The sequence below is a fragment of the Streptomyces sp. NPDC002537 genome (assembly GCF_053594975.1).
This window is the reverse complement of sequence record NZ_JBSFWT010000005.1, coordinates 51,669-73,709: the sequence shown is the minus strand read 5'-3', so window position 1 is coordinate 73,709 and position 22,041 is coordinate 51,669. Positions and strand designations below refer to the sequence as shown.

General features: G+C 72.3%; 19 protein-coding genes and 1 riboswitch. Of the genes, 9 read left to right on the top strand and 10 right to left on the bottom strand.

Annotated features, from left to right (window positions below):
- Positions 1-497: 497 nt before the first annotated feature.
- Complete coding sequence (locus ACWD4A_RS03905) at positions 498-1,112, top strand: hypothetical protein (RefSeq protein ID WP_451189124.1); 615 nt, start codon at positions 498-500, stop codon at positions 1,110-1,112.
- 5 nt (positions 1,113-1,117) lie between these two features.
- Here ACWD4A_RS03905 and ACWD4A_RS03900 read toward each other — a convergent pair whose 3' ends face one another.
- The gene (locus ACWD4A_RS03900; RefSeq protein ID WP_451189121.1) at positions 1,118-2,638 is read right to left on the bottom strand and encodes an FAD/NAD(P)-binding protein; all 1,521 of its coding nucleotides are present in this window, start codon (positions 2,636-2,638) and stop codon (positions 1,118-1,120) included.
- A 236-nt stretch (positions 2,639-2,874) separates the two neighbouring features.
- Between ACWD4A_RS03900 and ACWD4A_RS03895 the strand changes: the two genes are divergently transcribed.
- Entirely contained in the window at positions 2,875-4,419 is a 1,545-nt protein-coding gene (locus tag ACWD4A_RS03895; protein WP_451189117.1) for an MFS transporter, read from the top strand.
- A gap of 13 nt (positions 4,420-4,432) precedes the next feature.
- Here ACWD4A_RS03895 and ACWD4A_RS03890 read toward each other — a convergent pair whose 3' ends face one another.
- Entirely contained in the window at positions 4,433-5,257 is an 825-nt protein-coding gene (locus tag ACWD4A_RS03890) for an MmyB family transcriptional regulator (protein WP_451189114.1), read from the bottom strand.
- Between the two features lie 1,215 nt (positions 5,258-6,472).
- Between ACWD4A_RS03890 and ACWD4A_RS03885 the strand changes: the two genes are divergently transcribed.
- Positions 6,473-7,705 carry a sodium/calcium exchanger protein gene (locus ACWD4A_RS03885; protein ID WP_451189112.1) on the top strand — a complete coding sequence of 411 codons (1,233 nt, stop codon included), beginning with the start codon at positions 6,473-6,475 and terminating at the stop codon, positions 7,703-7,705.
- A gap of 24 nt (positions 7,706-7,729) precedes the next feature.
- Here the strand turns inward: ACWD4A_RS03885 and ACWD4A_RS03880 are convergent, their stop codons facing one another.
- A complete protein-coding gene (locus ACWD4A_RS03880) occupies positions 7,730-8,812 on the bottom strand; it encodes a carboxylate-amine ligase (RefSeq protein WP_451189109.1) in 1,083 nt (360 codons plus the stop codon).
- 351 nt (positions 8,813-9,163) lie between these two features.
- A riboswitch (cyclic di-AMP (ydaO/yuaA leader) is annotated at positions 9,164-9,322 on the top strand.
- A gap of 4 nt (positions 9,323-9,326) precedes the next feature.
- Here ACWD4A_RS03880 and ACWD4A_RS03875 point away from each other — a divergent pair.
- Entirely contained in the window at positions 9,327-9,797 is a 471-nt protein-coding gene (locus ACWD4A_RS03875) for a C40 family peptidase (protein WP_451189106.1), read from the top strand.
- Positions 9,798-9,885: 88 nt separating this feature from the next.
- Here ACWD4A_RS03875 and ACWD4A_RS03870 read toward each other — a convergent pair whose 3' ends face one another.
- On the bottom strand, positions 9,886-10,749 hold the full coding sequence (locus ACWD4A_RS03870) for a S1 family peptidase (RefSeq protein ID WP_451189103.1): 864 nt from the start codon (positions 10,747-10,749) through the stop codon (positions 9,886-9,888).
- Between the two features lie 326 nt (positions 10,750-11,075).
- Positions 11,076-11,261, bottom strand: coding sequence for a hypothetical protein (locus ACWD4A_RS03865; RefSeq protein ID WP_451189101.1), 186 nt, complete (start codon positions 11,259-11,261; stop codon positions 11,076-11,078).
- Between the two features lie 188 nt (positions 11,262-11,449).
- On the opposite strand from ACWD4A_RS03865, the gene ACWD4A_RS03860 reads away from it, so the two are divergent.
- The 5 genes from ACWD4A_RS03860 (at position 11,450) to ACWD4A_RS03840 (ending at position 17,726) form a co-directional block, all read left to right on the top strand.
- Complete coding sequence (locus tag ACWD4A_RS03860; RefSeq protein ID WP_451189098.1) at positions 11,450-14,425, top strand: AfsR/SARP family transcriptional regulator; 2,976 nt, start codon at positions 11,450-11,452, stop codon at positions 14,423-14,425.
- A 159-nt stretch (positions 14,426-14,584) separates the two neighbouring features.
- A complete protein-coding gene (locus tag ACWD4A_RS03855; RefSeq protein WP_451189095.1) occupies positions 14,585-15,655 on the top strand; it encodes a hypothetical protein in 1,071 nt (356 codons plus the stop codon).
- Positions 15,656-15,783: 128 nt separating this feature from the next.
- Positions 15,784-16,809, top strand: coding sequence for a cytochrome c oxidase assembly protein (locus ACWD4A_RS03850; RefSeq protein WP_451189092.1), 1,026 nt, complete (start codon positions 15,784-15,786; stop codon positions 16,807-16,809).
- Positions 16,810-16,849: 40 nt separating this feature from the next.
- Complete coding sequence (locus tag ACWD4A_RS03845; RefSeq protein WP_451189089.1) at positions 16,850-17,440, top strand: DUF4291 domain-containing protein; 591 nt, start codon at positions 16,850-16,852, stop codon at positions 17,438-17,440.
- A 19-nt stretch (positions 17,441-17,459) separates the two neighbouring features.
- Positions 17,460-17,726 carry a CPCC family cysteine-rich protein gene (locus tag ACWD4A_RS03840; protein ID WP_451189086.1) on the top strand — a complete coding sequence of 89 codons (267 nt, stop codon included), beginning with the start codon at positions 17,460-17,462 and terminating at the stop codon, positions 17,724-17,726.
- A 41-nt stretch (positions 17,727-17,767) separates the two neighbouring features.
- Here ACWD4A_RS03840 and ACWD4A_RS03835 read toward each other — a convergent pair whose 3' ends face one another.
- The 5 genes from ACWD4A_RS03835 to ACWD4A_RS03815 all read right to left on the bottom strand — a co-directional run bounded on the left by ACWD4A_RS03835 (position 17,768) and on the right by ACWD4A_RS03815 (position 22,026).
- Positions 17,768-18,019 (bottom strand): DUF3761 domain-containing protein, encoded by a 252-nt coding sequence (locus ACWD4A_RS03835; RefSeq protein ID WP_451189084.1) that lies wholly within the window; start codon positions 18,017-18,019, stop codon positions 17,768-17,770.
- 170 nt (positions 18,020-18,189) lie between these two features.
- Positions 18,190-19,203, bottom strand: a complete 1,014-nt coding sequence (locus tag ACWD4A_RS03830) for a YdcF family protein (protein WP_451189081.1) — start codon at positions 19,201-19,203, stop codon at positions 18,190-18,192.
- A gap of 118 nt (positions 19,204-19,321) precedes the next feature.
- Positions 19,322-19,951, bottom strand: a complete 630-nt coding sequence (locus tag ACWD4A_RS03825) for an MBL fold metallo-hydrolase (RefSeq protein ID WP_451189078.1) — start codon at positions 19,949-19,951, stop codon at positions 19,322-19,324.
- The gene (locus ACWD4A_RS03820) at positions 19,951-21,036 is read right to left on the bottom strand and encodes an S-(hydroxymethyl)mycothiol dehydrogenase (protein WP_451189075.1); all 1,086 of its coding nucleotides are present in this window, start codon (positions 21,034-21,036) and stop codon (positions 19,951-19,953) included. The genes ACWD4A_RS03825 and ACWD4A_RS03820 overlap by 1 nt, the downstream gene beginning before the upstream one ends.
- A 105-nt stretch (positions 21,037-21,141) precedes the next feature.
- Positions 21,142-22,026: a LysR family transcriptional regulator gene (locus tag ACWD4A_RS03815; protein WP_451189072.1), complete on the bottom strand. Its 885-nt coding sequence runs from the start codon at positions 22,024-22,026 to the stop codon at positions 21,142-21,144.
- Positions 22,027-22,041: the final 15 nt, after the last annotated feature.

Below are 22,041 nucleotides of genomic sequence, written 5' to 3'. Positions count from 1 at the left end.
GGGCCGCCGTAAGTAGTGGACGTAAGCAGTGGAATCGAAATTCGGGCGAACGTTAGCAGTGGCGGAATCCGCGCCGGTGTCGATCAGGCCATGCGGTGGACGGCCGCGCCGGAGGTATTCGTCCGTTTCCTATGGTTGGGTTCGCTTTCCAGCTGTTTTGTCGACAGGTGCGGCGCTCCGTCGGTAATGGTCTTCGGAAATCGGCCATGAGCTGCGGTAAGTCTGGACCGGGGCGGTCCGGAAGGCGGCCTTCGCAGGGTCACCGCTATGCGACCGAGCGTCATGCGATGACGTCCAAAAATGGCCTCTCGCTCTCGCGGTGAGGCTGGGGTGCGCTGCGGCTCCATGCTATTTTCGCCCGCGTCATTGACAATCGGGGTCATTGGCAATCGAGGGAAAGGGTCGGCATGCCGAAAGTGGAGCCACGTAAGTCGGGCGCGGAACCCAATCTCCGGCATGGCGGCCGCGCCTCCGATATATGCCCCAGATGTCGCCATGTGAGGAACAAGAAGGACGGTACGAAATTCCTCCACAGCTTCCCGGAGGTCACTGACAGCAAGAAGCTGCGCGAAGTCCTCGTCACGGTGGATCGCAACCTCAGGCAGGACAAGGATCTGGTGAACGATCCGGCCGCCGTCTTCATGATGGGTGTACTGGAGGCGAAGATCGGAGGCGAGGAGTACTTTCTCGTCGCTTCCAGCGGGCGGACGGCGCAGTCCTGGATCCAGGGCAAGCATCTGGATGGCATCAGCTACCAGAGGGGCAAGTGGAAGGTGACGGAACCGGACATCCCCACAAGTCGCGACAAGTGGTGGACCGTCCAGGGGAAAACGGTGAGTCTGGGCGCGGACATCGCGGGCGTGACCAGGCCCTGCTCCGCGGTCAAACTCCTGCTCGGGCTGGGGGAGAAGGAGCTCGCCTGGAATGAAGTCGGATACCTGCGCATGAGCGAGATGGTGTACGTCGGCCCCAAGGCGGAGGATGCCAGGCACATGCGGACCTGGCATGGAGCAGGTGCCACCAACTCCTGGACGGCGCACTCCTGCGACGCCTGCGAAGCCCGCATCCCCTACCTCATCTGCGACGTCCCCACCAACCGTTTCAACGACTGACGGGCCTACACCCCGACCTCCGCCCCCACCAGCTCCTCCGCCACCTGCCGCGCCTGCCGCACCACATTCCGCAAGTGGTTGGCGAACGGGATGCGTATGTGCGTGCCGACGCCCACCACCCGGATCCGCTCCGGGGCCGCCCCGGCCGCGCGGCGCACCCGTAGGTCATCGGCCAGGTCGTCGACGACCGTGGCGTGCGCGGGCGGAGTGCCCAGGTGGAGCGCGGAGCCTTCGCGGTTCCAGTGCAGGACGGGCGGGTGGAAGCCGGTGGCGTTGACGACGTAGTCGAAGCGCTCCGCCCGTCCGTCCGTCCCTTCGATCCGCCACGCACCCTCGGCGAACGAGACGGCGCATGGGTAGGAGTCCGCCATCCGCAGCGCCCCGGACGCGTAACAGGCCAGCAGGCGGCGGGCGTTGACGACCGTCATCGCCGTGGCGTACCGGCCCGTGAACCAGGAGAAGCGCGCCATCAGCGCCCGGCGGCGCGCGGGCGGCAGTGCGGGCGCGAAGGCGATCACGGCTTCGATCAGGGGCACCATCACGCCCGCCCACGCGCAGGCGTCCTCCTCCACCAGTGCCGTCTCCTCGCGCAGCCGCTGCACGGGATCGGCCGCCCGGGAGGTCTGGAGGCGCAACGGCCGCCGGTCGAGCAGCCGGATCGACTCCACCACGCAGCGCGTCAGCCGCTGCTCCAGCAGTGGGTCGGCCGGGTCGAGCCGGGCGATCCGGTCCAGCGGCGGAAGTTCGCGCACGGCCATCGCCAGTGACACCCGCGCGGGCGGCAGCGTCCCCGACGGCGAGGTCATGGTCGTCCGGTGGCCGTCACGGCACAGCAGCAGCGCGGCATCGACCGCCGACAGGTGGCTGCCGAGCACCAACACCCGGGAGTTCGGCGGCAGATGGCTCATCCGGTCGGCCGGATAGGGGCTGTCCAGATAGCGGGGATGGCTCTCGAAGGCGGCGAAGCCGTCCGGTGTGCGGGGGCGGTGCACGCCGGTGCAGACGACGACCTCGTCGGCCCGCAGCTCGCGTCCGCCGGCCAGCCGCACCCGCGGCGCGCCGTCCGCGTCCCCCACGTGGACCGATTCGGCCGTGCCGCGCACCTGGCGCACCGCGACACCGTGGGCCGCCGCCCGCTCCCGGGCCCATATGAAGCGGTCGTGACAGTACTCGGCCATCCGGGCCCGGGGCACGCAGTCCTTCTCCCCGCCCGTCCAGCCGCGCCGCCGGAGGTAGTCGGCGAAGTCGCCCGGCCGGTCCGCGAGCAGGGAATTGACCTCGACGGCCGTGTTGCACAGCAGCAGCGGATCGGTGTCCCCGAAGGCCAGCCCCCAGCCCGCCGGGTGGGGGTCCACCAGATGGACGGACCGGACCGGGCTCTCCGTACGCCGCCCGGAGCCGAGGAGGGCACGCACCAGGTGCAGGACGACACTGGTACCGGCGACCCCGGCCCCGATGACGACCACGTCCCGCCCGGCCCCCCACCCGGCCTCCCGCTCCCCGGCCGACTCCGCTGTACGCCCCACGGGCACCTCCCTTTCCGTAGAGCACCCTGCCCAATCGGCAGTTCACCGGAACCCGCCGCTGCCGACAGCGGCGGAAAGAGCGCACCGCGCGCCCGCCACGCCCGCCGCCGGGCGAGACGCGCCGTCCGGGATGCGGCCCGCCGGACGAGCGATTAGGTTCCGTTCCGGGACGGGGACCACCCCCGTCCCGGAACGGAACCGGTGGGGCCGTGATCCCCGAAGGGACGGGACGCCGCGTGGACCAAGGACCGGACCCGTCCTCCCCGGCCGACCCCGCCCGCTGGGCGATGCTCGCCGTCCTCTGCGCCAGCCTTCTGCTGGTGGCCATGGACGCCACCATCCTCAACGTGGCCCTGCCGTCGCTCATCAAGGAGATGCGGCCGGACGCCCTGGAACAGCTGTGGATCATCGACATCTACGGGCTGGTGCTGGGCGGACTGCTCGTCACCGCCGGAGCGGTCAGCGACCGGCTGGGCAGGAAGCTGCTGTTCGTCACGGGCTTCGCCGTGTTCGGCGCGGCCTCGGTGCTCGCCGCCACCGCCGGGATCACCGAAAGCGTCCTCCAACTGATCGCCGGCCGGGTCCTGCTCGCCATCGGCGGGGCCATGGTGATGCCGTCCACCCTCTCCCTGATCCGCACCATCTTCACCGACCCCCACGAGCGCACCCTGGCCATCGGGATCTGGGCGGCCGTCGCGGGCGCCGGCGCGGCGATCGGCCCGCTGGTCGGCGGGGCGCTGGTGAACGCGTTCTCCTGGTCGGCGGCCTTCTGGGTAAACGTGCCCGTCGTCGTGGTCACCGTCGTCGCGGCCGTTCTGCTGCTGCCCGAGTACCGCAGCCCCTCGCACCACGACCTCGACCTCCGGTCCGCCGTGCTGTCCGTGGCCGGGGTCATCGCCACCGCCTGGGGCATCAAGCACCTGGCCGGTGGCTTCCGCCCCGCCGACCTGGCCGCGCTGCTGGTCGGCCTGGCGGCGCTGACCTGGTTCGTCCGCCGCCAACTGGTGGCCGCCGACCCGCTGCTGGACGTCCGGCTCTTCGCCGACCGGGCCTTCCTGGCCGCGGCCCTCGCCACCCTGATCGCCATGATGGCCATCGGCGCCGCCCTCTACCTGATCTCGCTCTGGCTCCAGTACGTCCACGGCTACGACGCCTTGGCGGCCGGGCTGCGGACGCTCCCCGTGGCCCTCGCCCTGCTCGCCTCGTCGCTCCTGACGCCCTGGCTGCTGCGCCGGGTCAGGGTGCGGACCGTGCTGACGGCCGGCCTGGCCGCGCTGCTGTGCGGCTTCGTCGTCCTGGCCGCGGCCCCGCAGCCCCTGGGCTACGGCGTGGTGGCCCTCGCCCTCGTCACCTTCGGCATCGGCGACGGCATGGCGATCACCGCCTCCGCCGCCGTGATGGTGTCGGCCGTCCGCCCCGAGCGCGCGGGCCAGGCGGGCGCGGTCTCGGAGAGCGCGTACGAGCTGGGCATCGGCTTCGGCGTGGCCCTGCTCGGCAGCATCCACACCACGCTCTTCCGCTCCCGGATGACCGGCCTGCCCGCCGTGCTGACGGGCGCCGACCTGGACAGCGCACGGCAGTCGGTGGGCGGCGCCGACCAGGCCGCCCACGCCCTCGGCTACGACAGCGCCGCCGGCCGGGCGCTGCGGGCCGCTGCCCGGTCGGCGTACAACGACGCGCTGGCCGGCACCGCCCTGGTGTCCGTGGGCATCGTCGCGGCGGCGACCCTGCTCGCGGCGGCGCTGGTCCCCAAGGACTTCCGGGCCGGCTCCGCCCACTGACCCCGTACGGCCGTCAGCCCGCGTGCATCAGCGGCGTACGGGCGGCGGTCCTGCGCTCACCGGTGCGGAAGAGCAGCACCATCAGCCGGGCGCGCGGCGACGCGTGCGGCCCGGCACTGCACATCGTCACCCAGCCGAGGCCCTTCAACGGGTGCAGCAGTGGCCGCTCGTCGCCGTCGGGGTGGGTGTACGCCCGGTCGCCCTCCTTGTACAGCGGACCCACCACCGGGTCGGCGAGGATGTCCGCCTCCAACTCGGCGAGTGTCTCGTCGTGCGGCAGCGCGGCCACGGCCGCCCGCATCTGAGGCAGGATCAGCGGCACCCAGTGCTCGCGCCAGCCCGAGAGCACCGTGCGGGCCTCCGGGTGCAGCGTCATCCACCGCATGGTGTTCTCCGGCACCTCGCGGCGCGGGAACATGTCGGCGAACGCCTCGTTGTGGGCGAGCACCCGCCACGCCTGATCGTTGATGTAGGCCATGTGGGACTGGCCCTCGACGACGTCCTGCCACGCCCGGGGGACCTCCGCGCCCGCGTGCTGGTGCAGCGGGTACGGCGGATTGCGGTGGACCGCGTACAGCCACAGCGACGTCCACTCGTGCTCCGAGAACCTCAGCAGCCGCGCGACGTCCCGCAGCAGGTCCTCCGGCGGATGGGGGTACGCGCCCGTCTCCAGCCTGCTGTACGTCCCGTGGGCGCGGTGCAGCAACTGGTCGACCTGGCTCTGGGTCAGTCCCGGTGCGCGCCTCCCCTGACGCGACGGGCGGGCGAGGCCGTGATCCTCCGGCGCGATAAGGCTCCGGCGTGCGCGGAGCAGTGCCTGAAGGGCTGCCTTGTCCAAAGGTGCTTCTCCCGAATCCCGATTATCATGAACGGCGCCGCAAGGGGAAGCCGACTTCATCGCCAAGTTTTCTTGCGAAAATCTCTCGGCAGAAATGATGACATCCCTGCTGCATGATCTACCCGCGGGTCAGCAGCCACGGGGGTGCCGCTGACCTGGCCACTTTCAGGGGGATACGTGCGCTTAGGAGACGGCCCGCACGGGCAGCAGTGGGCGGGGAACATCCGCCCGCAGTTGCCGAGGGCCGCGTTATGAGCGCAAAGAGGGGCGGCAGGGACCCTGTTCCCAGCCGCCCCTGGCCTGCACGGAGAAGGCGGCCGGACCGGCCTCGGGGACGGTGGGGGCCGGTCGGCGCGGCTCTCCGTGACCGGAATCCCGGGAGAAATCCGGGAGAAAACTTGACGACCGCTTGGCCTGCCTGAGCGCGCAGCGCGGCCTGCTCGCGCAGCAGCCCCTCGAGCACGGGCACCGGTGACGTCCGGTGCATGGCGCTGGCCGCGAGCTTTCGACGAGGGCGAACCCCGCATGCGCGGGGACCACTTCACGGTGCCCGTGGACTCGGCGTACGCCTCGGGACCACCCCCGCCTGTGCGGGGACCACACTTCCTGACCAGCGCACTTATTCCGACCGCACTCCGTTTTCATTCACTTCCCGAGAGTTGAACAAAGCAGACGTTCAGGTCTAAGCGGCATATGGGTCACTCACCCCCCCGGGCTCGGTTTCGTGGCAGCTTATCGATCTAGTCGACTGGCAGGCCAGGCTTCAGGGAGTGATCGAGGTGCCTCAGGCCCCCGGTCGGATCTGGTGGTACTCGCGGGCGCCGCAGTGAACCATGCGGCGGTGGGTGGGCGTGGTGGAGTGTCCGTCGCCATCCGCGCGTCGCCGTTCCGCAGAGAAGTTCAGGGCCTGCTGGGAGAATCCTGGGAGAAGATCTTCGTTCGTACACCCGCTGACACCCGCCGATGTTCGCTGATCCCGACGCGCGCCAAGCTCTCGACCTGCGTATGCCGCGCGCATCCGAGCCAGGCGCCTCGACGGGACCTCATCTCGACAGCCCGCAGTTGCCGAGGGCCGCGTTATCGGCGTCGTCGGCGCGCCGCGCACCGGGCTGGTCCGAACGGGCTGTGCTCGCGCCCGCCCCGGGCTGTCCGCTCCGTTCCGCCGGTGCCTGCTGATAGATCGGCGGGTACCGGCGCGACGCGAAGGAGCCTGCCATGCGCGAGACCTCGGGGGTCCCCTCCGCCGCCGCGAGCGCCGTGCGGATCGGCACCGCCTGCGCGGGTGCCGTCCCCGCGGCCGTGGTGCGCCTGAGTGGGACGGAGCTCGCCCCCGGGTGGGCCGTGGCCGTCTACGGTCTGGGGGTGCTGTGTTCGGCCCTGCTGCTGATGTGGGCCGCCGAGACCGCGCGCGCCGACATGGCCGGGGCCCTCGCGCTCGCCCTGCTGGCCTTCATCGCGGTGCTGCCCGAGTACGCGGTCGACCTCTACTTCGCCTGGGCGGCCGGTTCGGACCCCTCGTACGCCGCCTACGCCGCGGCCAACATGACCGGCGCCAACCGGCTCCTCGTGGGCGTCGGCTGGCCGCTCGTCGCCCTCGCCGCGACGCTCGCGCTGCGCCGCCGCGGCCGGCCGGACACCGGGATCGTGCTGGAGCCGCACCGCCGCATCGACGTCGCGTTCCTCGCGGTGGCCGCCGTGCTCGCCTTCGTGATGCCGCTCACCCGGGAGATCGGCTGGTACGTCCCGGCGGTGCTCGTCCCTTGGTACGGCTACTACCTCTACCGGATCGGCAAGTGCAGCTCGTCCGAGATGGAGGAGCTCGTCGGGGTCCCGGCCCGGCTCGCCGTGCTGCCCGCGGGAGCCCGCCGCACCGCCACCGCGACCTTGTTCGCCGCCGCCGCGGCCGTCGTCTTCGCCTGCGCGGAGCCCTTCGCCAACGGTCTGGTGGAGGCGGGGGCCTCGCTGGGGATCGACCGTTTCGTCCTGGTGCAGTGGCTCGCCCCGCTGGCGTCGGAGGCCCCGGAGCTCATCGTCGCCGTGGTCTTCGCCTGGCGGCTGCGGGCGAGCGACGGCCTGGGCGCGCTGCTGTCCAGCAAGGTCAACCAGTGGACGCTGCTGGTCGGCTGTCTGCCGCTGGCGTACGCGATCGGCGGCGGGGGAGCGGCGCTGCCGCTGGTGACCCGGCAGGTCGACGAGGTCGCGCTGACCGCCGCCCAGACCGTGCTGGCCGTCGTGGTCCTGCTCGGGCTGCGGTTCACCCGCCTCCAGGCCGCCGGGCTGTTCGTCCTCTTCGCGGTGCAGTTCGCCCTGCCCGGGGAATCCGCCCGACTCGTCCTGACCTATGTGTATCTGGGCCTCGCCGCCCTGCTGCTGGCGACCCGCGTGCGGCACCTCCCCGCCACGGCCCGCGCCCTGGGCGGGCGGATCGAGGGCGACCCGCACCACTGAGCCGAGGTCCGCGCCCGCCGCCGGTCACGGCTCGGTGATCAGGTCGGTGAGCGCCCTGATGCCGTCCGCGGCCAGCACCCGGCGCTGCCGGTCCGCGGGGCAGCCCCGCCGCAGCAGCCGGTGCACCAGCGAGCTCACCTGCGCGTCGTCCCCGGCCTCCTCCAGCGCCTGGCCGATGTGCCCGAGCAGCGCGCACACCACGTCGTCGGCACCGCGGCGCCTGCCCTCGGGGTCGACGAGCACACCCGCCAGACCGTGCCGCGCCGCGTGCCAGTTCGCGGCGTTGAGCAGCTCCGGCGGGCACCGGGGGACGCGACGGCCGCTCTTCTCGTCACGGATGGCCGTCGCCACCAGACCGCGGACGACCCCGGCGAGCATCACGGCGTCCTCGGCGCGCAACTGGACGTCCAGGCAGCGCACCTCGATGGTCGGATAGCGGTCGGACAGCCTGGCCTGCCAGTACAGCTGCCCCCGGTCGCTGATCGCCCCGGCCGTGAACAGCGCCTCGATGCGCTCCTCGTAGTCGGCCAGATCGGCGAAGTGCGGGGGCGGGCCGCTGACGGGCCATCGGCTGTAGACCACGGTGCGCCAGCTCGCGAAGCCGGTGTCCTGGCCGTTCCACATCGGAGAGTTGGCCGCCATGGCCACCAGCACCGGGAGCCAGGGGCGGACCCGGTTGAGCACGGCGACGCCCATCTCCCGGTCGGGGATGGCGATGTGCACATGCATCCCGTTGACCAGCTGTTCGTCGACGAGTTGGGCCGCACGGGTGCGCATCGCCAGATAGCGCGGCTTCCGTGTGACGGGGACGGGCACCAGGCCCGTGCGCGGTGCCGTGCCGCACGCGGCTATCCGGCAGCCGGCCCGCTTGGCGGCGGAGCTCACGGCGTGGCGCAGCCGCAGCAGGTGCCGGCTCGCCTCCGCCAGGTCCGCGCAGACCGGAGTGGCCACTTCCACCTGGGCCTGCAGCAACTCCGCCTGAATCTCCCGCTCGTGTACGACCGGTTCCAGGTCCACCGCCGCACAGATCTGCTCTGCCTTGGGAACGGGCAGTGCGGTGGCCGGGTCGAGCAGAAGATACTCCTCCTCGATCCCTAGGGTGAGCATGCCGTAGGGCTACCCCCACGCTGTGACGGCGAACCGCGCGGACCCCGCCGTCGCGTATTTCTGACGCAAAGACGTTACGGCCCTGCACGGACACCCGTGCCGGGGTCGCCGTATGACTGGATTTCATTCTCCGGATTTCTTTCAACTCCCTTGGGGGGAGGGGAGTTCCATGGTCGGTGTGGGGTGAAAACACACCCCGGTTCCGGCAATGGCGGTGAAGTGAAGAAGTTCACAGAAAGCCGTCCTGACTCCGGATTCTGGCCTTCCGTGATGCAGGATCTTGGACCGAACACAAGATCCCGTCACCGAGGCGGGCGACCCGGGCGGACGCCGAGTCCTGCCGCCGCACCGGGTGCGGACAGACCGGAAACGGATCGGCAGGAGCGGGAGACCCAGGCACGGCGAACCACGATGGCGGTGGTTCTTGGGGTGAAGCCACGGAAGTGGCCGGGCAACTTCGACAGCCCGAACCCGACAGGTCATCTTTCGCAGGCGGACGACGAAGGGTTTCGACATGTCTGCCTTCCCCGGCATACCCGCGCTCGTGTCCCGGGCCGGTGCCGCGACCGTCCTCACCGCCGCGACCGTCACCGCCTCGATGCTGCTGCCCGGCGTCGCGGCCGACGCCCAGGCGGCCACCCCGGGCCAGGCCGCCCTCAAGGTCGCGGCCGCCAAGAAGGGCTCGCCCTACCAGTACGGCGCCGCGGGCCCCAACCGCTTCGACTGCTCGGGCCTCACGCTCTACTCGTTCAAGAAGGTCGGCAAGAACCTGCCGCGCACCGCCGCGGACCAGTACAACAAGACCCGCCACCTCTCCGCGGGCTCCCGCCAGGCCGGCGACCTCGTCTTCTTCCACTCGGGCAGCAACGTCTACCACGTGGGCATCTACGCGGGCGACAACAAGATCTGGCACGCCCCCAAGCCCGGCGCGTCCGTGCGGCTGGAGAAGATCTGGAGCAACAGCGTCTGGTACGGCCGCGTCTGACGGACGGCCGCGTCCGGAGCGAAGGAACGGCCCCTGGCGGCGCCGCGAGGCGCGCGCAGGGGCCGTACGGCCGTGGACCGGGGCCGGGTCAGGGCAACTGCGCCCCGAGTGCCTGAAGGGCCGCGGGGACCGGCTGGAAGAAGGTCTCGCCGCCGCCGGAGCAGTCACCGCTGCCGCCCGAGGTGAGCCCCAGCGCCGTGTCGCCGTCGAACAGGGCGCCGCCGCTGTCGCCCGGCTCGGCGCACACGGAGGTGTCGATCAGGCCCTCGACCGTGCCCTCCGCGTAGTTGACGGTCGCGTTGAGGCCGGTGACCTGGCCGCCGTGCACACCGGTGGTGCTGCCGCTGCGCTGTACCTGTTCGCCGACGGTGGCCTCGCCGGCCCGGCTGATGTTCTGCAGGCTGCCGTTGTAGAGGTCCACCGCGCTCGGGTGGTCGATGCCGGCCGTGTAGCGCACCAGGGCGTAGTCGTGCCCGGGGAAGACCGAGGTCTCGGTCTGGCCGATCTCGCTGCCGCCCTGCGTGTCCGACCAGGTGGCCGAGGCGTTGCCGCAGTGGCCCGCCGTCAGGAAGTACGGCTGGCCGCCCTTGCTGACGTTGAAGCCGAGCGAACAGCGCACCCCGCTGCCCCAGATGGCGTCGCCGCCCGCGATGAGCGGCCGGAACTGCCCGGCCGTTCTGCGGAGCGTGACCTTGTCGCCGAGGCTCGCCACGACCTTGTCGAGCTGGGCCAGCCGCGCGCCGCGGACGGTGCTGTCGGCGGTGACGACGACCTTGTTGGTCCGGGAGTCGACCGACCAGGCGGTGCCCGGGATCGTCGCCCTGGCCTTCAGGGTCGCCCTGGCCGACGCGACGTCGGCCACCGAGTGCCTGGCCGGTGCCGCGGGCGCCGCGTGGGCGGCGGGCAGGGCGAGCGCGGTGGTCGCGAGGACCACGGCGGCGGTGCCTGCCATGGCCGTACGGCGTGCGGATATGCGTGGGCGTTTCACTCCTGCACCTCCAGTGGGGGGTGCCCGCCGACATCGTTGTCCGGGCACGGAGGGAACGGTGATGTGCCGGCACGGACGGGACAGCCGATGGTTAGTCGCGTCCATGTCAATTCCTGCGAGTATCGGCGCCGGGCGCTGAGCGGACAAGAACCCGTACGGCGTCCGGATAATTCTTTGCCCGCCCTTGACGGGGTCCGGGCGCGGCCCGCATGCGCGACGGCCCCGACCGCGAAGGCGGTCGGGGCCGTCGGAACCGGCCGCTCACCGGAGGGCCGGCACGCGCGCGAGGCTTACTGGGCGCCGGTCGTGTGGGTCGGCCGGATCGGGCTGCGGGGCTCCGTGCCCGGCATGCCCGGGTTCTCGCCCTCCACGTGCTCGATGGGCGCGCCCAGTCCGGCGAGGATGGCCTGCTCGCTCGGCGTGTTCTGCTCGGCGGGCTGTCCGGCCTCGGCGGGCTTCGGGGCCTCGGTGGTCATGCGGAACTCCTGTCATGCGGGTGGAACTCGGTCTGCACCGAGTATGTGACACCACGATCAACAGAGGATCAACAAACGGACACCGGGCGCCCTCCTGACTCCTCCGGTCCGGCGGGGCACTGAGATACTGTCCCCCTTGGCGCCGGGCGGAGCGGACACGGCGCGGTCGGGGGAACGTCGGGGGAAACATGGACGGCAGCGCGGCAATATCCGGTACAGGGCTCTCCTTCCAACTGCTCGGACCCGTGCGCGCGCAGTTCGGCGGGCAGCAGATCGAGCTCGGCGCCCGCCAGCAGCGCGCCATGCTCACCGTCCTCCTCCTGCGCGGCGGCCGCACGGTCTCCAGCGACGAACTGATCGACGCCCTCTGGGGTGAGCTCGCCCCGCCCCAGGCGCTCGGCACCATCCGCACCTACGCCTCCCGCCTGCGCAACCTCCTCGAACCCGGCCGCGTGGCCAGGACCCCGGCCACCGTCCTCGTCTCCTCGTCCGGCGGCTACGCCCTGCGCGTCCCGCCCGAACAGGTCGACGCCGTCGTCTTCCAGCACCGGCTCGCCGAGGCCGCCGACGCCCGCGAGGCCGGGGACACCGAGACCGCGCACGCCCGCTACGCCGCCGCGCTCGACCTCTGGCACGGCACCGCGCTGGCCGGACTCCCCGGCCCGTACGCCGAACGCCAGCGGCACCGGCTCGCCGAGGCCCGCCTCGTCGCCCAGGAGGGCCTCTTCGACTGTGCCCTCACCCTCGGACGGCACGCCGAGATCATCCCGGAGCTGAGCTCGCTCGCCGCCGAACACCCCCTGCGCGAGCGGCTGCGGGCCCTGCTGATCCTCGCCCTCTACCGCTGCGGACGGCAGGTCGACGCCCTCGCCGCCTACGCGGACACCCGGCGGCTGCTCGTCGCCGAACTCGGCGTCGAACCCGGGCCCGAACTCACCGGACTCCACGCCCGGGTGCTCGCCGCCGACCCCGGCCTCGCCTTCGCCACCCCCGCCCCGGAACTCGCCGCGCCCGAATCCGCCGCCCCCGGCCGCCCCATGGCCGTCCCCTTCCAGCTGCCCGCCGGAATCCCCGACTTCACCGGCCGCGAAGAGCTGGTGCAGTCCGTGCGCGACGCCCTCACCGAGACCTCCGGGCCCGCCGTGATGATCGCCATGCTCACCGGCATCGGCGGCGTCGGCAAGACCACCCTCGCCGTGCACGCCGCCCATGCCGCCCGCCCCGACTTCCCCGACGGCCAGCTCTACGTCGACCTCCAGGGCGCGGGCCCGCACCCCGCCGACAGCGGCAGCGTCCTGTCCCACTTCCTCCAGGCCCTGGACGTCCCGGAAACGGACATCCCCGACGACCTCGGGCAACGCGCCGCCCTCTACCGGTCCGTGCTCGCCGACCGCCGCGTCCTGCTCCTCCTCGACAACGCCCGCGATGCCGCCCAGATCCGCCCCCTCCTGCCCGGTACGGCGGGCTGTGCCGTGCTCGTCACCACCAGGTCCCGCGCCATCACCCTCGGCGGCGCCCGCCACTTCCACGTCGGCGTCGCCAGTGCCTCCGAGGCCCTCTCGCTGCTCGCCGCCATCGTCGGCGCCGAGCGCGTCGCCGCCGAACCCCGCGCCGCCGCCGCGCTCGTCGCCGCCTGCGGCCACCTCCCGCTGGCCGTACGCATCGTGGCCTCCCGGCTCGCCGCCCGGCCCGGCTGGACCATCGCCTCCCTCGTCACCCGGCTCGACGACGAACGCCGCAGGCTGGACGAACTCCAGGCCGGTGACCTCACCGTGGAGGCCACCTTCCGGCTCGGCTACACCCACCTCGCCCCCGACCAGGCCCGCGCCTTCCGCCTGCTGGCCCTTGCCGCCGCCCCCGACCTGTCCCTGTGCGCCGTCGCCGCCCTCCTCGACTGCGACGAGTTCACCGCCGAGGACCTCGCCGAAGGCCTCGCCGACGCGGGCATGCTGGAGTCGTACGCCACCGGCCGCTACCGCTACCACGACCTCCTCCGGCTCTACGCGCGTCGGCAGGCGGAACAGACCGAGACCCTCGACGAGCGCGCCGCCGCCGTCCAACGGCTGCTCGACCACCACCTGGCCACCGTCGGCAACGCCTCCCGCACCCTCGAACCCGACCACGCCCTCCAGCGCCACCTCCACCCGGTCACCCTGCCGGGCGTGCCCTTCGCCGACGCCGACGACGCCCGCCAATGGCTGCGGCACGAACACATACCCCTCGCGTCCCTCCTCGCCCAGACCGTCCCCGGCGCGCCGGACGCCCTGCGCCCCGCGGGCGACCTGCTGCTCACCTGGTCCGGTCTCATCGAAGGCCCCGCCCACCGCGAGGAACTGCGCAGGCTCTCCGAACTCACCGCCGACACCGCCCAGGCCCGCCACGAACCCCGCGTCGAGGCCCGCGCCCGCTACACCCTCGGCAACCTCCACTACCTGACCGACGTGTACGACGCCGCCGAGCGCGAACTGTCCCGGGCACTGCGGCTCGCGGAGGACGCCGACGACACCCTGTGCCGTCACCTCGCCGCCAACGCGCTCGGCATCCTCCACCTCGCCACCGACCGCCCCACCGAGGCCCTCCCCCTGCTGGAGCTCGCCCGCTCCCTGTGCGACGGGCTCGACGACAAGGGCAGCGAGGCCCGTGTGCTCGCCAACACCGCCCGCGTACACCTGGCGCTCGCCCAGCCCGGACAGGCCGAACGCGCGGCCGCCGATGCGGTCCGGCTCGCCGAGGCGACCGGCAACGGACCGACCATCGCCATGACGCTCTACCAGCACGGCTACGTGCTGCGCAGGACCGGCAGCCCCGGCGACGCCGCCGACCGGCTGCGCGGCGCGCTCGGCCACTTCATCGCCCAGCACCAGCGCGGCTGGGAGGGACTGGCCTGGGCCCGCCTCGCGGAGTGCCGCCTCGACGAACGGCGCGACGAGGACGCGGTCTCCTGCGCCGAGGAGTCCCTGCGGATCGCCCGCGAACTGGGCAAGAGCTACTGCCAGGGCCTCGCCCACGCCGTACTCGGACAGGCACTGCCCCGGCTCGGCCGCCCCGACCGCGGCTACGACCACCTCCAGGAGGCGCTCACCCTCTTCGAGCGCCTGGGCGTACCGGAGACGGCCCCGACCCGCGCCCTCCTCGACGCGGCGACGGCGGCGCGCACGCGCTGAGCAGCCGCCGGGTCCGGCTGTGCTCCGGCGCACTCCGCGCACTTCGGCGCGGGAACGCGCGCCCGGTGCGAGCTACGAGATCCCGCCTGCTCCACCTGTACGGGTGACGGCCATGGCACGGGGCAGTTCCCGGCGGCCACGGCTGCCAGGCTGACCGTCATGAGTCGCCGTACCTTCGTCGTCTCGGCCGCCGGAGCGGCTCTCGCAACATCGATCGCCGCGGCCGGCCGGGCCACCGGACCGGAGCGCCCGGCCGACCCCGCGCCCCCCTCGCTCGGCGTGCCGTTCCACGGCATGGGCAGCGGCTACTGGCAGGACGGCAGGGCCACCCCCGCCCTCCACCACGACCTCGACACCCTCCGCGCGTACGGCGTCGGACTCGTCCGCCTCGACGTGTCCTGGCACCACAGCCAGCCCGAGCCCGGTGCCCCGGACCCGGGGCACCCCTACAACCAGCGCCTCGCGGCAGTGCTCGACGCGGCGGCCGAACGCCGCATCCACGTCCTCGTCACCCTCCACGGGTCACCCCCGTGGACCCGCCCAGGCGCCGGCCCGCACGACCCGTGCGCGCGCTTCCCCGACGACCCCGACACCATCCGCCTCTGGGCACAGTGGCTGGCCGCCGTCCACGGCGACCGGGTCCGCGCCTGGGAGGTCTGGTGCGAACCGAACCAGCCCGCCACCACCGGCATCACCGACCCCGCCGAGCGCACCGCCCGCTACGCCGCGCTCCTCCGCGTCTGCGCCGAGGGCCTCCGTTCCGCCCCCGAGCCCGCACCCGTCGTGCTCGGCGGCCCGTGCCACACCGACCACCGCTTCCTCCGGGAGATCTACGCCGCGGGCGGCCGCGACCACTTCGACGTACTCGCCCTCCGGCCGCGGCTGGACGCACGGGCGCGCGACCCCTGGTCGCAGGACTCGCCGGGCATCGACCGGATGACCAACTTCCCGGCCGTCGCCGAGGCGATGCGGGCCTACCGCGACGGGGGCAAACCGGTGTGGTGGACGGAGTTCGGCTTCGCGCCCCAGTCCGCGGAGGAGACACCGCGCGGGCTGCACGAACCCACGGAGGCGACGCGGCTGCTCGTCCACTCCTTCGAGCTCGCCCGCGTCCACTACCCCGAGATCCGGCTCGCCGTCGTCTCCACCGTGCCCTGGCCGCTGCGGCCACAGCTTCCCGCACTGCGGGACTACCTCGCCCGCCACGGCGGCGGCCGCTCCCTCATGTGATCCACTCCTTGGTGAACCATTGACTCCACGATGGCCCGAACTTGGCCTTGACCCCCGCTTTCCCATGAAACAACCAAGCCGGAGGACCTCCCCGTAGATCCATTACGGGCCCGTCTACGCTGACGCTCGTGTCACCGACGAACCCCCTCCCCGAACTCACCACCGCCCGGGCCTTCGGCACCTGGCAGGCCGACCCCTTCGGGCTCGCCCTCCTGCTGCTCCTCGGCGGCCTCTACGTATGGGGTGTGTTCCGGGTGGTGCGCAAGGGGGAACGCTGGCCCGTCGTCCGTACGCTCGCGTTCTTCACCGTCGGCCTCGGGGCGATCGCCGTCGCCACCCTGTCGTCCCTCGCCGTCTACGACCGGGTCCTCTTCTGGCCCGCCGCGGTGCAGAACATTCTCCTCGACCTCATCGCACCGCTCGGGCTCGCCCTCGGCGACCCCCTCGCCCTCGCCCGCCGCGCCCTGCCCGCCCGCGGCGCCGAACGGCTGACGCGCGCGATGCGCGGGCCGGTGCTCCGGGTGCTCACCTTCCCGTTCGTCAGCACCGTGCTCGTGCTCGTCACCGAGCTGTGCATCTACTTCACCCCGTACTTCGAGACGGCGCTGCGCGACGGTGCGGTCCACCGGCTGATGTACCTCCACCTGCTGGCCGCGGGCAGCCTCTTCGTCCTGCCCATGCTCACCCGCGAGGAACTGCTGCCCGCCTGGTGCAGCCACCCGGTGCGGGCCCTGCTCGTCTTCGTCGACGGGCTGGTCGACGCCGTGCCCGGCATCGTCGTGATGACCAGCGGCACCCTGATCGCCGGTGGCTGGTACGGGACGCAGCAGCGCGGCTGGGGCCCGGGCCCGGACCGTGACCAGGCGCTCGGCGGCGGACTGATGCTGTCGATCGCCGAACTCGTCGGGATGCCCTTCCTCATCGCGGTGTTCGTCGAGTGGCGCCGCGCCGAGGGCGCCAGGACGGCGGAACTGGACCGCAGGCTCGACGAGGAACTCCCCACCGTCCCGGCCCCCGCGTCCTCGGCGTCTTCCGCGTCCTCCGCGTCCTCCGCGTCGGAACACCCGGCCCCGGAACTCACCCGCCCGTGGTGGGAGACCGACCAGGGCGTGGTCGGCGAACGCTTCCGTCAGAGCCGCGGCCCCCGCCCGTAATTCGCTTTTCCCTCGTCGCGCGTGCGGTCAGACTGGCCGCATGCACGATCAGAACCGCCGGATCCGCGCGGTGCACACGGCCGGGACGATCACGGTCTACCAGGCATACGCCCCTCACCTCGCCCTCCCCGCCGCCCGCGACGGCCGCTTCCCGCCGGCCTGGAAGCGGGACCGCATGACGTGGATCAAGCCCTCTTTTCTGTGGATGATGTACCGCTGCGGCTATGCCACCAAGGCCGACCAGGAGCGCGTCCTCGCGATCGAGATCGACCGCGCCGGTTTCGACTGGGCGCTGGCCAACGCCTGTCTGTCCCACTACGACCCGGACGTACACGCCGACCGTGAGTCCTGGCGGCGCGCCCTGAAGTCCGCTCCGGCGAGGGTCCAATGGGACCCCGAGCGCGACCTCCGCCTCCGCGCCCTCCCGCACCGCTCCCTCCAACTCGGCCTCACCGGCGAGGCGTCCCGCCGCTACGCGGACGAATGGACCGTCTCCATCACCGACGTCACCCCCCTGGCCAGGGAGATCCACCACTTGGTCACGACGGACGACCTCGACGCGGCCACCCGCCTCCTCCCGGAGGAGCACCCGTACGAGCCGGCGGGCGATCCGCTCGCCCGCCTGCGCTGAGGGAGCGAGACTTCTCCGCATGGAGAAGCGATTTCCGTGCCCGTGTTGCGGGCACCTGACGCTCGGCGACATCGGGGGCTGGGAGATCTGTCCGGTCTGCTTCTGGGAGGACGACCCGCAACAGCTCCGCCGGCCGACCATGGCCGGCGGCGCCAACCGTGTCTCCCTCGTACAGGCCCGACGCGACTACGAGCAGTTCGGCGCCTGCGACGCCGACGCCCGTGCCCATGTCCGCCCACCGCGCCCGGACGAGCTCGCCGACCCGTCCCGGCGCGGCGGGCACTGAGCCGTGCCACCGGACGGCGCGGGGCGACGCGCCGGTGGTGGCTACCTGTACCAGTAGCGCACTCCGTGGTGGCGGGAGCACGTCCCGCTGAAGTGCGCGCTGTAGGAGTAGGAGCCGTCCTTGCACTGCGCGGTGGCCCCGCGCGGGTGCCGGCCGGCCGCCTTGCACACGCCGGTGGTGTGGTGTGCGCACTTCGCCGCGGACGCCTGGGCGGCGCCGCCGACGGCGACCGGTACCAGCACCGCCGCCGTCATCGTCAGTGCGGCCATGCCCGCCCGCATTCTCATCGGCATCAGGAATCCCCCTCGATCCGTGGTGAGGGGTGCGAGCCTGCCAAGCGGACGCCGTCGACAGGGCGAGTACGGAGCGGTCGTCACCAACCCGCGACGAACGCGACGCGCCGGTGACGGACCGGCGCGCGCCGGAAGTCCCGGCAGGATCACGTGTCCTGGCCGGCGCGGTCTCAGCGCGGCCACCAGGCGAGTACGCCGAGAAGGGCGATCAGGCCGCAGATCGTGAAGTTGACGAGCTTGTGGTGGAGGAAGACGGCCACGAACTCGCGGATGGTCGCGCTGGGCCAGAAGTACGCGGCCGTGGGGGAGCCCACGACCTGGCCGTTGACGTCGGCCTTCCGGGCCGTCAGGGCGGCCCGGAAGGCGTGGAAGTTGTTGGTGACGATGACGCAGGAGTAGCCGGGCCGGTCCGCCGTCATGATGGCCTTGCTGCGGGCGAGGTTTTCCTCGGTGGTGCGGGACCTGTCCTCGCGCCGGATGTGCTCGGCGGGGAAACCGCGTTCGGTGAGGTAGTCGGCCATGGCGTGCGACTCCGGAAGCTCCTCGTCCGGACCCTGGCCGCCGGAGGTGATGAGGACGGGCGGGTTCCCGCGCGCGGCCTGCGCCTCGTACACCTTGCGCCCGCGCTCCAGCCGGCTGGCCAGCAGCGGCGGCACCCGCCGCCCGCCGATCAGCCCGGAGCCGAGGACCACCACGAAGTCGACGTCGCGGCGCGGCCGCATCCGGCCGTACAGGAAGGCGTAGGCGACGAAGCAGAAGAAGAGGAACGACACATAGCCCGCGATCAGCAAGACGGTGCCGGTGATGATCGCCAGGCCACGGGAGTGCGCGCTCGCGGCCGCCAGCGTCAGGCCCATGAGGCCGAAGAGGGCGAGGCCGGTGAGGAAGGAGAGCAGGTTCCCCGGGCTGCGGCCCTCCTTGCGGATCATCTTCACGCCGTTGGCGAGCAGGAACACCGGCAGGACGAAGGCGCCGAGCAAGGGGACGAGGAGGAGGACGACCAGGACCACTTCCAGGGTCTGCTGGCCGCGGTCGGTGGCGGTGTCGGCCGTCGCCGCCAGCCCGAACAGCAGGCAGACACAGGCGAGTCCGAGATGGACGGCGTTGCTGAAGCGCCGGCGGTCACGCAGCACGCCGATGCCGAAGAGAACGAGGAACAGGATTGCGGGGGCATAGGCGATCACGCCCGCATGGTACGCAATCGTATGACGGTGTGTCCGGCCGCGGTTTCCGGCGTCAAGGCGGCGACCTGCGGTTTCTCGCGCGAAGGCGCCCCGGGGCGAGCCGGGGCGCCCGTTGCCGTCAGTGTCCCCTGGCGATCCAGTCCCGCAGGGACGGGGCTTCCGCCCCGATCGTGGTGGTGTCGCCGTGGCCCGTGCGGACCACCGTCTCCGGGGGAAGGGACAGCAGCCGGTCCCGGATGGAGTCGATGATCGTGGGGAAGTCCGAGAAGGACCGGCCCGTCGCACCGGGGCCGCCCTGGAAGAGCGTGTCGCCGGTGAAGACCGTCCCCAGCGACGGGGCGTACAGGCAGACACCACCCGGGCTGTGGCCGGGGGTGTGCAGCACCGTCAGCCCGGCACCGGCCACCGACAGGACCTGACCATCCGTCAACTCCCGGCCGGGGGTGACGCCCGGGTGCGTCGCGTCCCACAGCTCACGGTCGGCCGGGTGCAGCAGGACGGGCGCGCCCGTACGCTCCGCGAGCGCGGGAGCCGCGTCGATGTGGTCGTTGTGGGCGTGGGTGCACACGATCGCGACCAGCCGGCGGCCGCCCACCGCCTTCTCGATCGCGGCGGCGTCGTGGGCCGCGTCGACGACGAGGACCTCCTCGTCGTCACCGATGAGCCAGACATTGTTGTCGACCTCCCAGACGCCGCCGTCGAGGGCGAAGGTGCCGGAGGTGACGAGGTGTTCGACGCGGGCCGCCATCACAGCATCACCACCGAACGCAGCACATCGCCCTTCTCCATCCGGTGGAAGGCCTCCTCCACCTCGTCCAGCGCGATGGTCTCGCTGACGAACGCGTCGAGGTCCAGCCGCCCCTGGAGGTAGAGGTCGATGAGCATCGGGAAGTCCCGGGACGGCAGGCAGTCCCCGTACCAGGACGACTTCAGCGAGCCACCGCGCCCGAAGACGTCCAGCAGCGGCAGCTCCAGCTTCATCTCCGGCGTCGGCACACCCACCAGGACGACCGTCCCGGCCAGGTCGCGGGCGTAGAAGGCCTGCTCGTACGTCTCCGGGCGGCCCACCGCGTCGATCACCACGTCCGCTCCGAAGCCGCCCGTGAGCGAGCGGATCGCCTCGACGCCGTCGACGGAACGGGAGTTGACGGTGTGCGTGGCGCCCAGGGACCTCGCCTTCTCCAGCTTGTTGTCGGCGATGTCCACCGCGATGATCTTCGAGGCGCCGGCCAGCCGGGCACCCGCGATCGCCGCGCCGCCCACGCCGCCGCAGCCGATGACCGCGACCGTGTCACCGCGCCCCACCGCACCGGTGTTGATCGCCGCGCCCAGACCGGCCATCACACCGCAGCCCAGCAGCCCGGCGGCGGCCGGGGAGGCGGCGGGGTCGACCTTGGTGCACTGCCCGGCGGCCACCAGCGTCTTCTCCGCGAAGGCGCCGATGCCCAGGGCGGGGGAGAGCTCGGTGCCGTCGGTGAGCGTCATCCTCTGCTTGGCGTTGTGGGTGTCGAAGCAGTACCAGGGGCGCCCGCGCAGGCAGGCCCGGCACTGCCCGCAGACCGCACGCCAGTTGAGGATCACGAAGTCCCCGGGGGCCACCTCGGTCACCCCGGCGCCGACCGACTCCACCACACCCGCGGCCTCGTGCCCGAGCAGGAAGGGGAACTCGTCGTTGATGCCGCCCTCCCGGTAGTGCAGATCGGTGTGGCACACCCCGCACGCCTGGATCTTCACCACGGCCTCGCCGGGCCCGGGGTCGGGCACCACGATCGTCTCGACCCGGACGGGTTCGCCCTTGCCTCGTGCGATGACACCGCGTACTTCTTGCGCCATGAGGGTGCAGCCTGCCTTTCTCGGAGAGTCAGCTGCCCCCACTCTGCGCCGGAAGTGACGCGGTGTCCAACATCCCGTAGCGATCACATTCAGCACCCTCGCCGATCAATCGCCCCCGTGTTCCCCGATCGTCGCCAGCAGGGCCCGCGCCGCCGCCGTCGGCTGCCCCGCGGCCGGGACCGCGACCCCCACCTTCCACCGCACCGGCCCTTCGAGCGGCACCGCGCTCAGCCCGCGCGCCTGCTCCTTGACCGTCACCGGCCGTGGCACCACGGCGGCGCCCAGGCCCCGTGACACCAGGTCGAGCAGCGTATAGACGTCATTGACCTGGAGTGCCACCTTCCGGGTCACCCCCGCGTCGGCGAACGCGAGATCCGCCGCCCGCCGGGCGCCCCAGTCCGGGTGCAGGTCCACGAACACCTCCCCGGCCAGCCGCGACAGGGGCACCGGACCGCTCAGTCCCGCCAGCGGATGGTCCGCCCGGCACAGCAGCATCAGCGGCTCCTCGGCGATCCGGCGCAGCCGCACCCCGTCGTGGACGTCGTCGTGCACGACGAAGGCCAGGTCGAGCTCGCCCCGCCGGACCTGTTCCAGCAACCGGCCGGAACCCGCCTGTTCCATGTGCATCTCCACCTGCGGATGGAGCGAGTGGAAGGCGGCCAGCAGCGCCCCGGCGTCGACCGTGCCCATGCACTGCTCCGTGCCGACCGACAGCGTCCCGCCCATCAGACCCTGGACGGCGGCGACGGCCTCCCGCGCCGCGGCCGCGCAGGCCAGGGTGCGCCGCGCCTCGACGAGCAGGGCCCGCCCGGCGTCCGTGAGCCCGACGCGGCGCGTGGTGCGGACGAACAACTCGGCGCCCAGCTCCCGTTCGAGGGCGCGGACCGAGGCCGACACTCCGGACTGGGCGACGCGCAGCCGCTCGGCGGCGTGGGTGAAGTGCTGCTCCTCGGCGACGGCCACGAAGTGCTCGAGGTGTCTGAGTTCCATGATTCAGCATGCTAG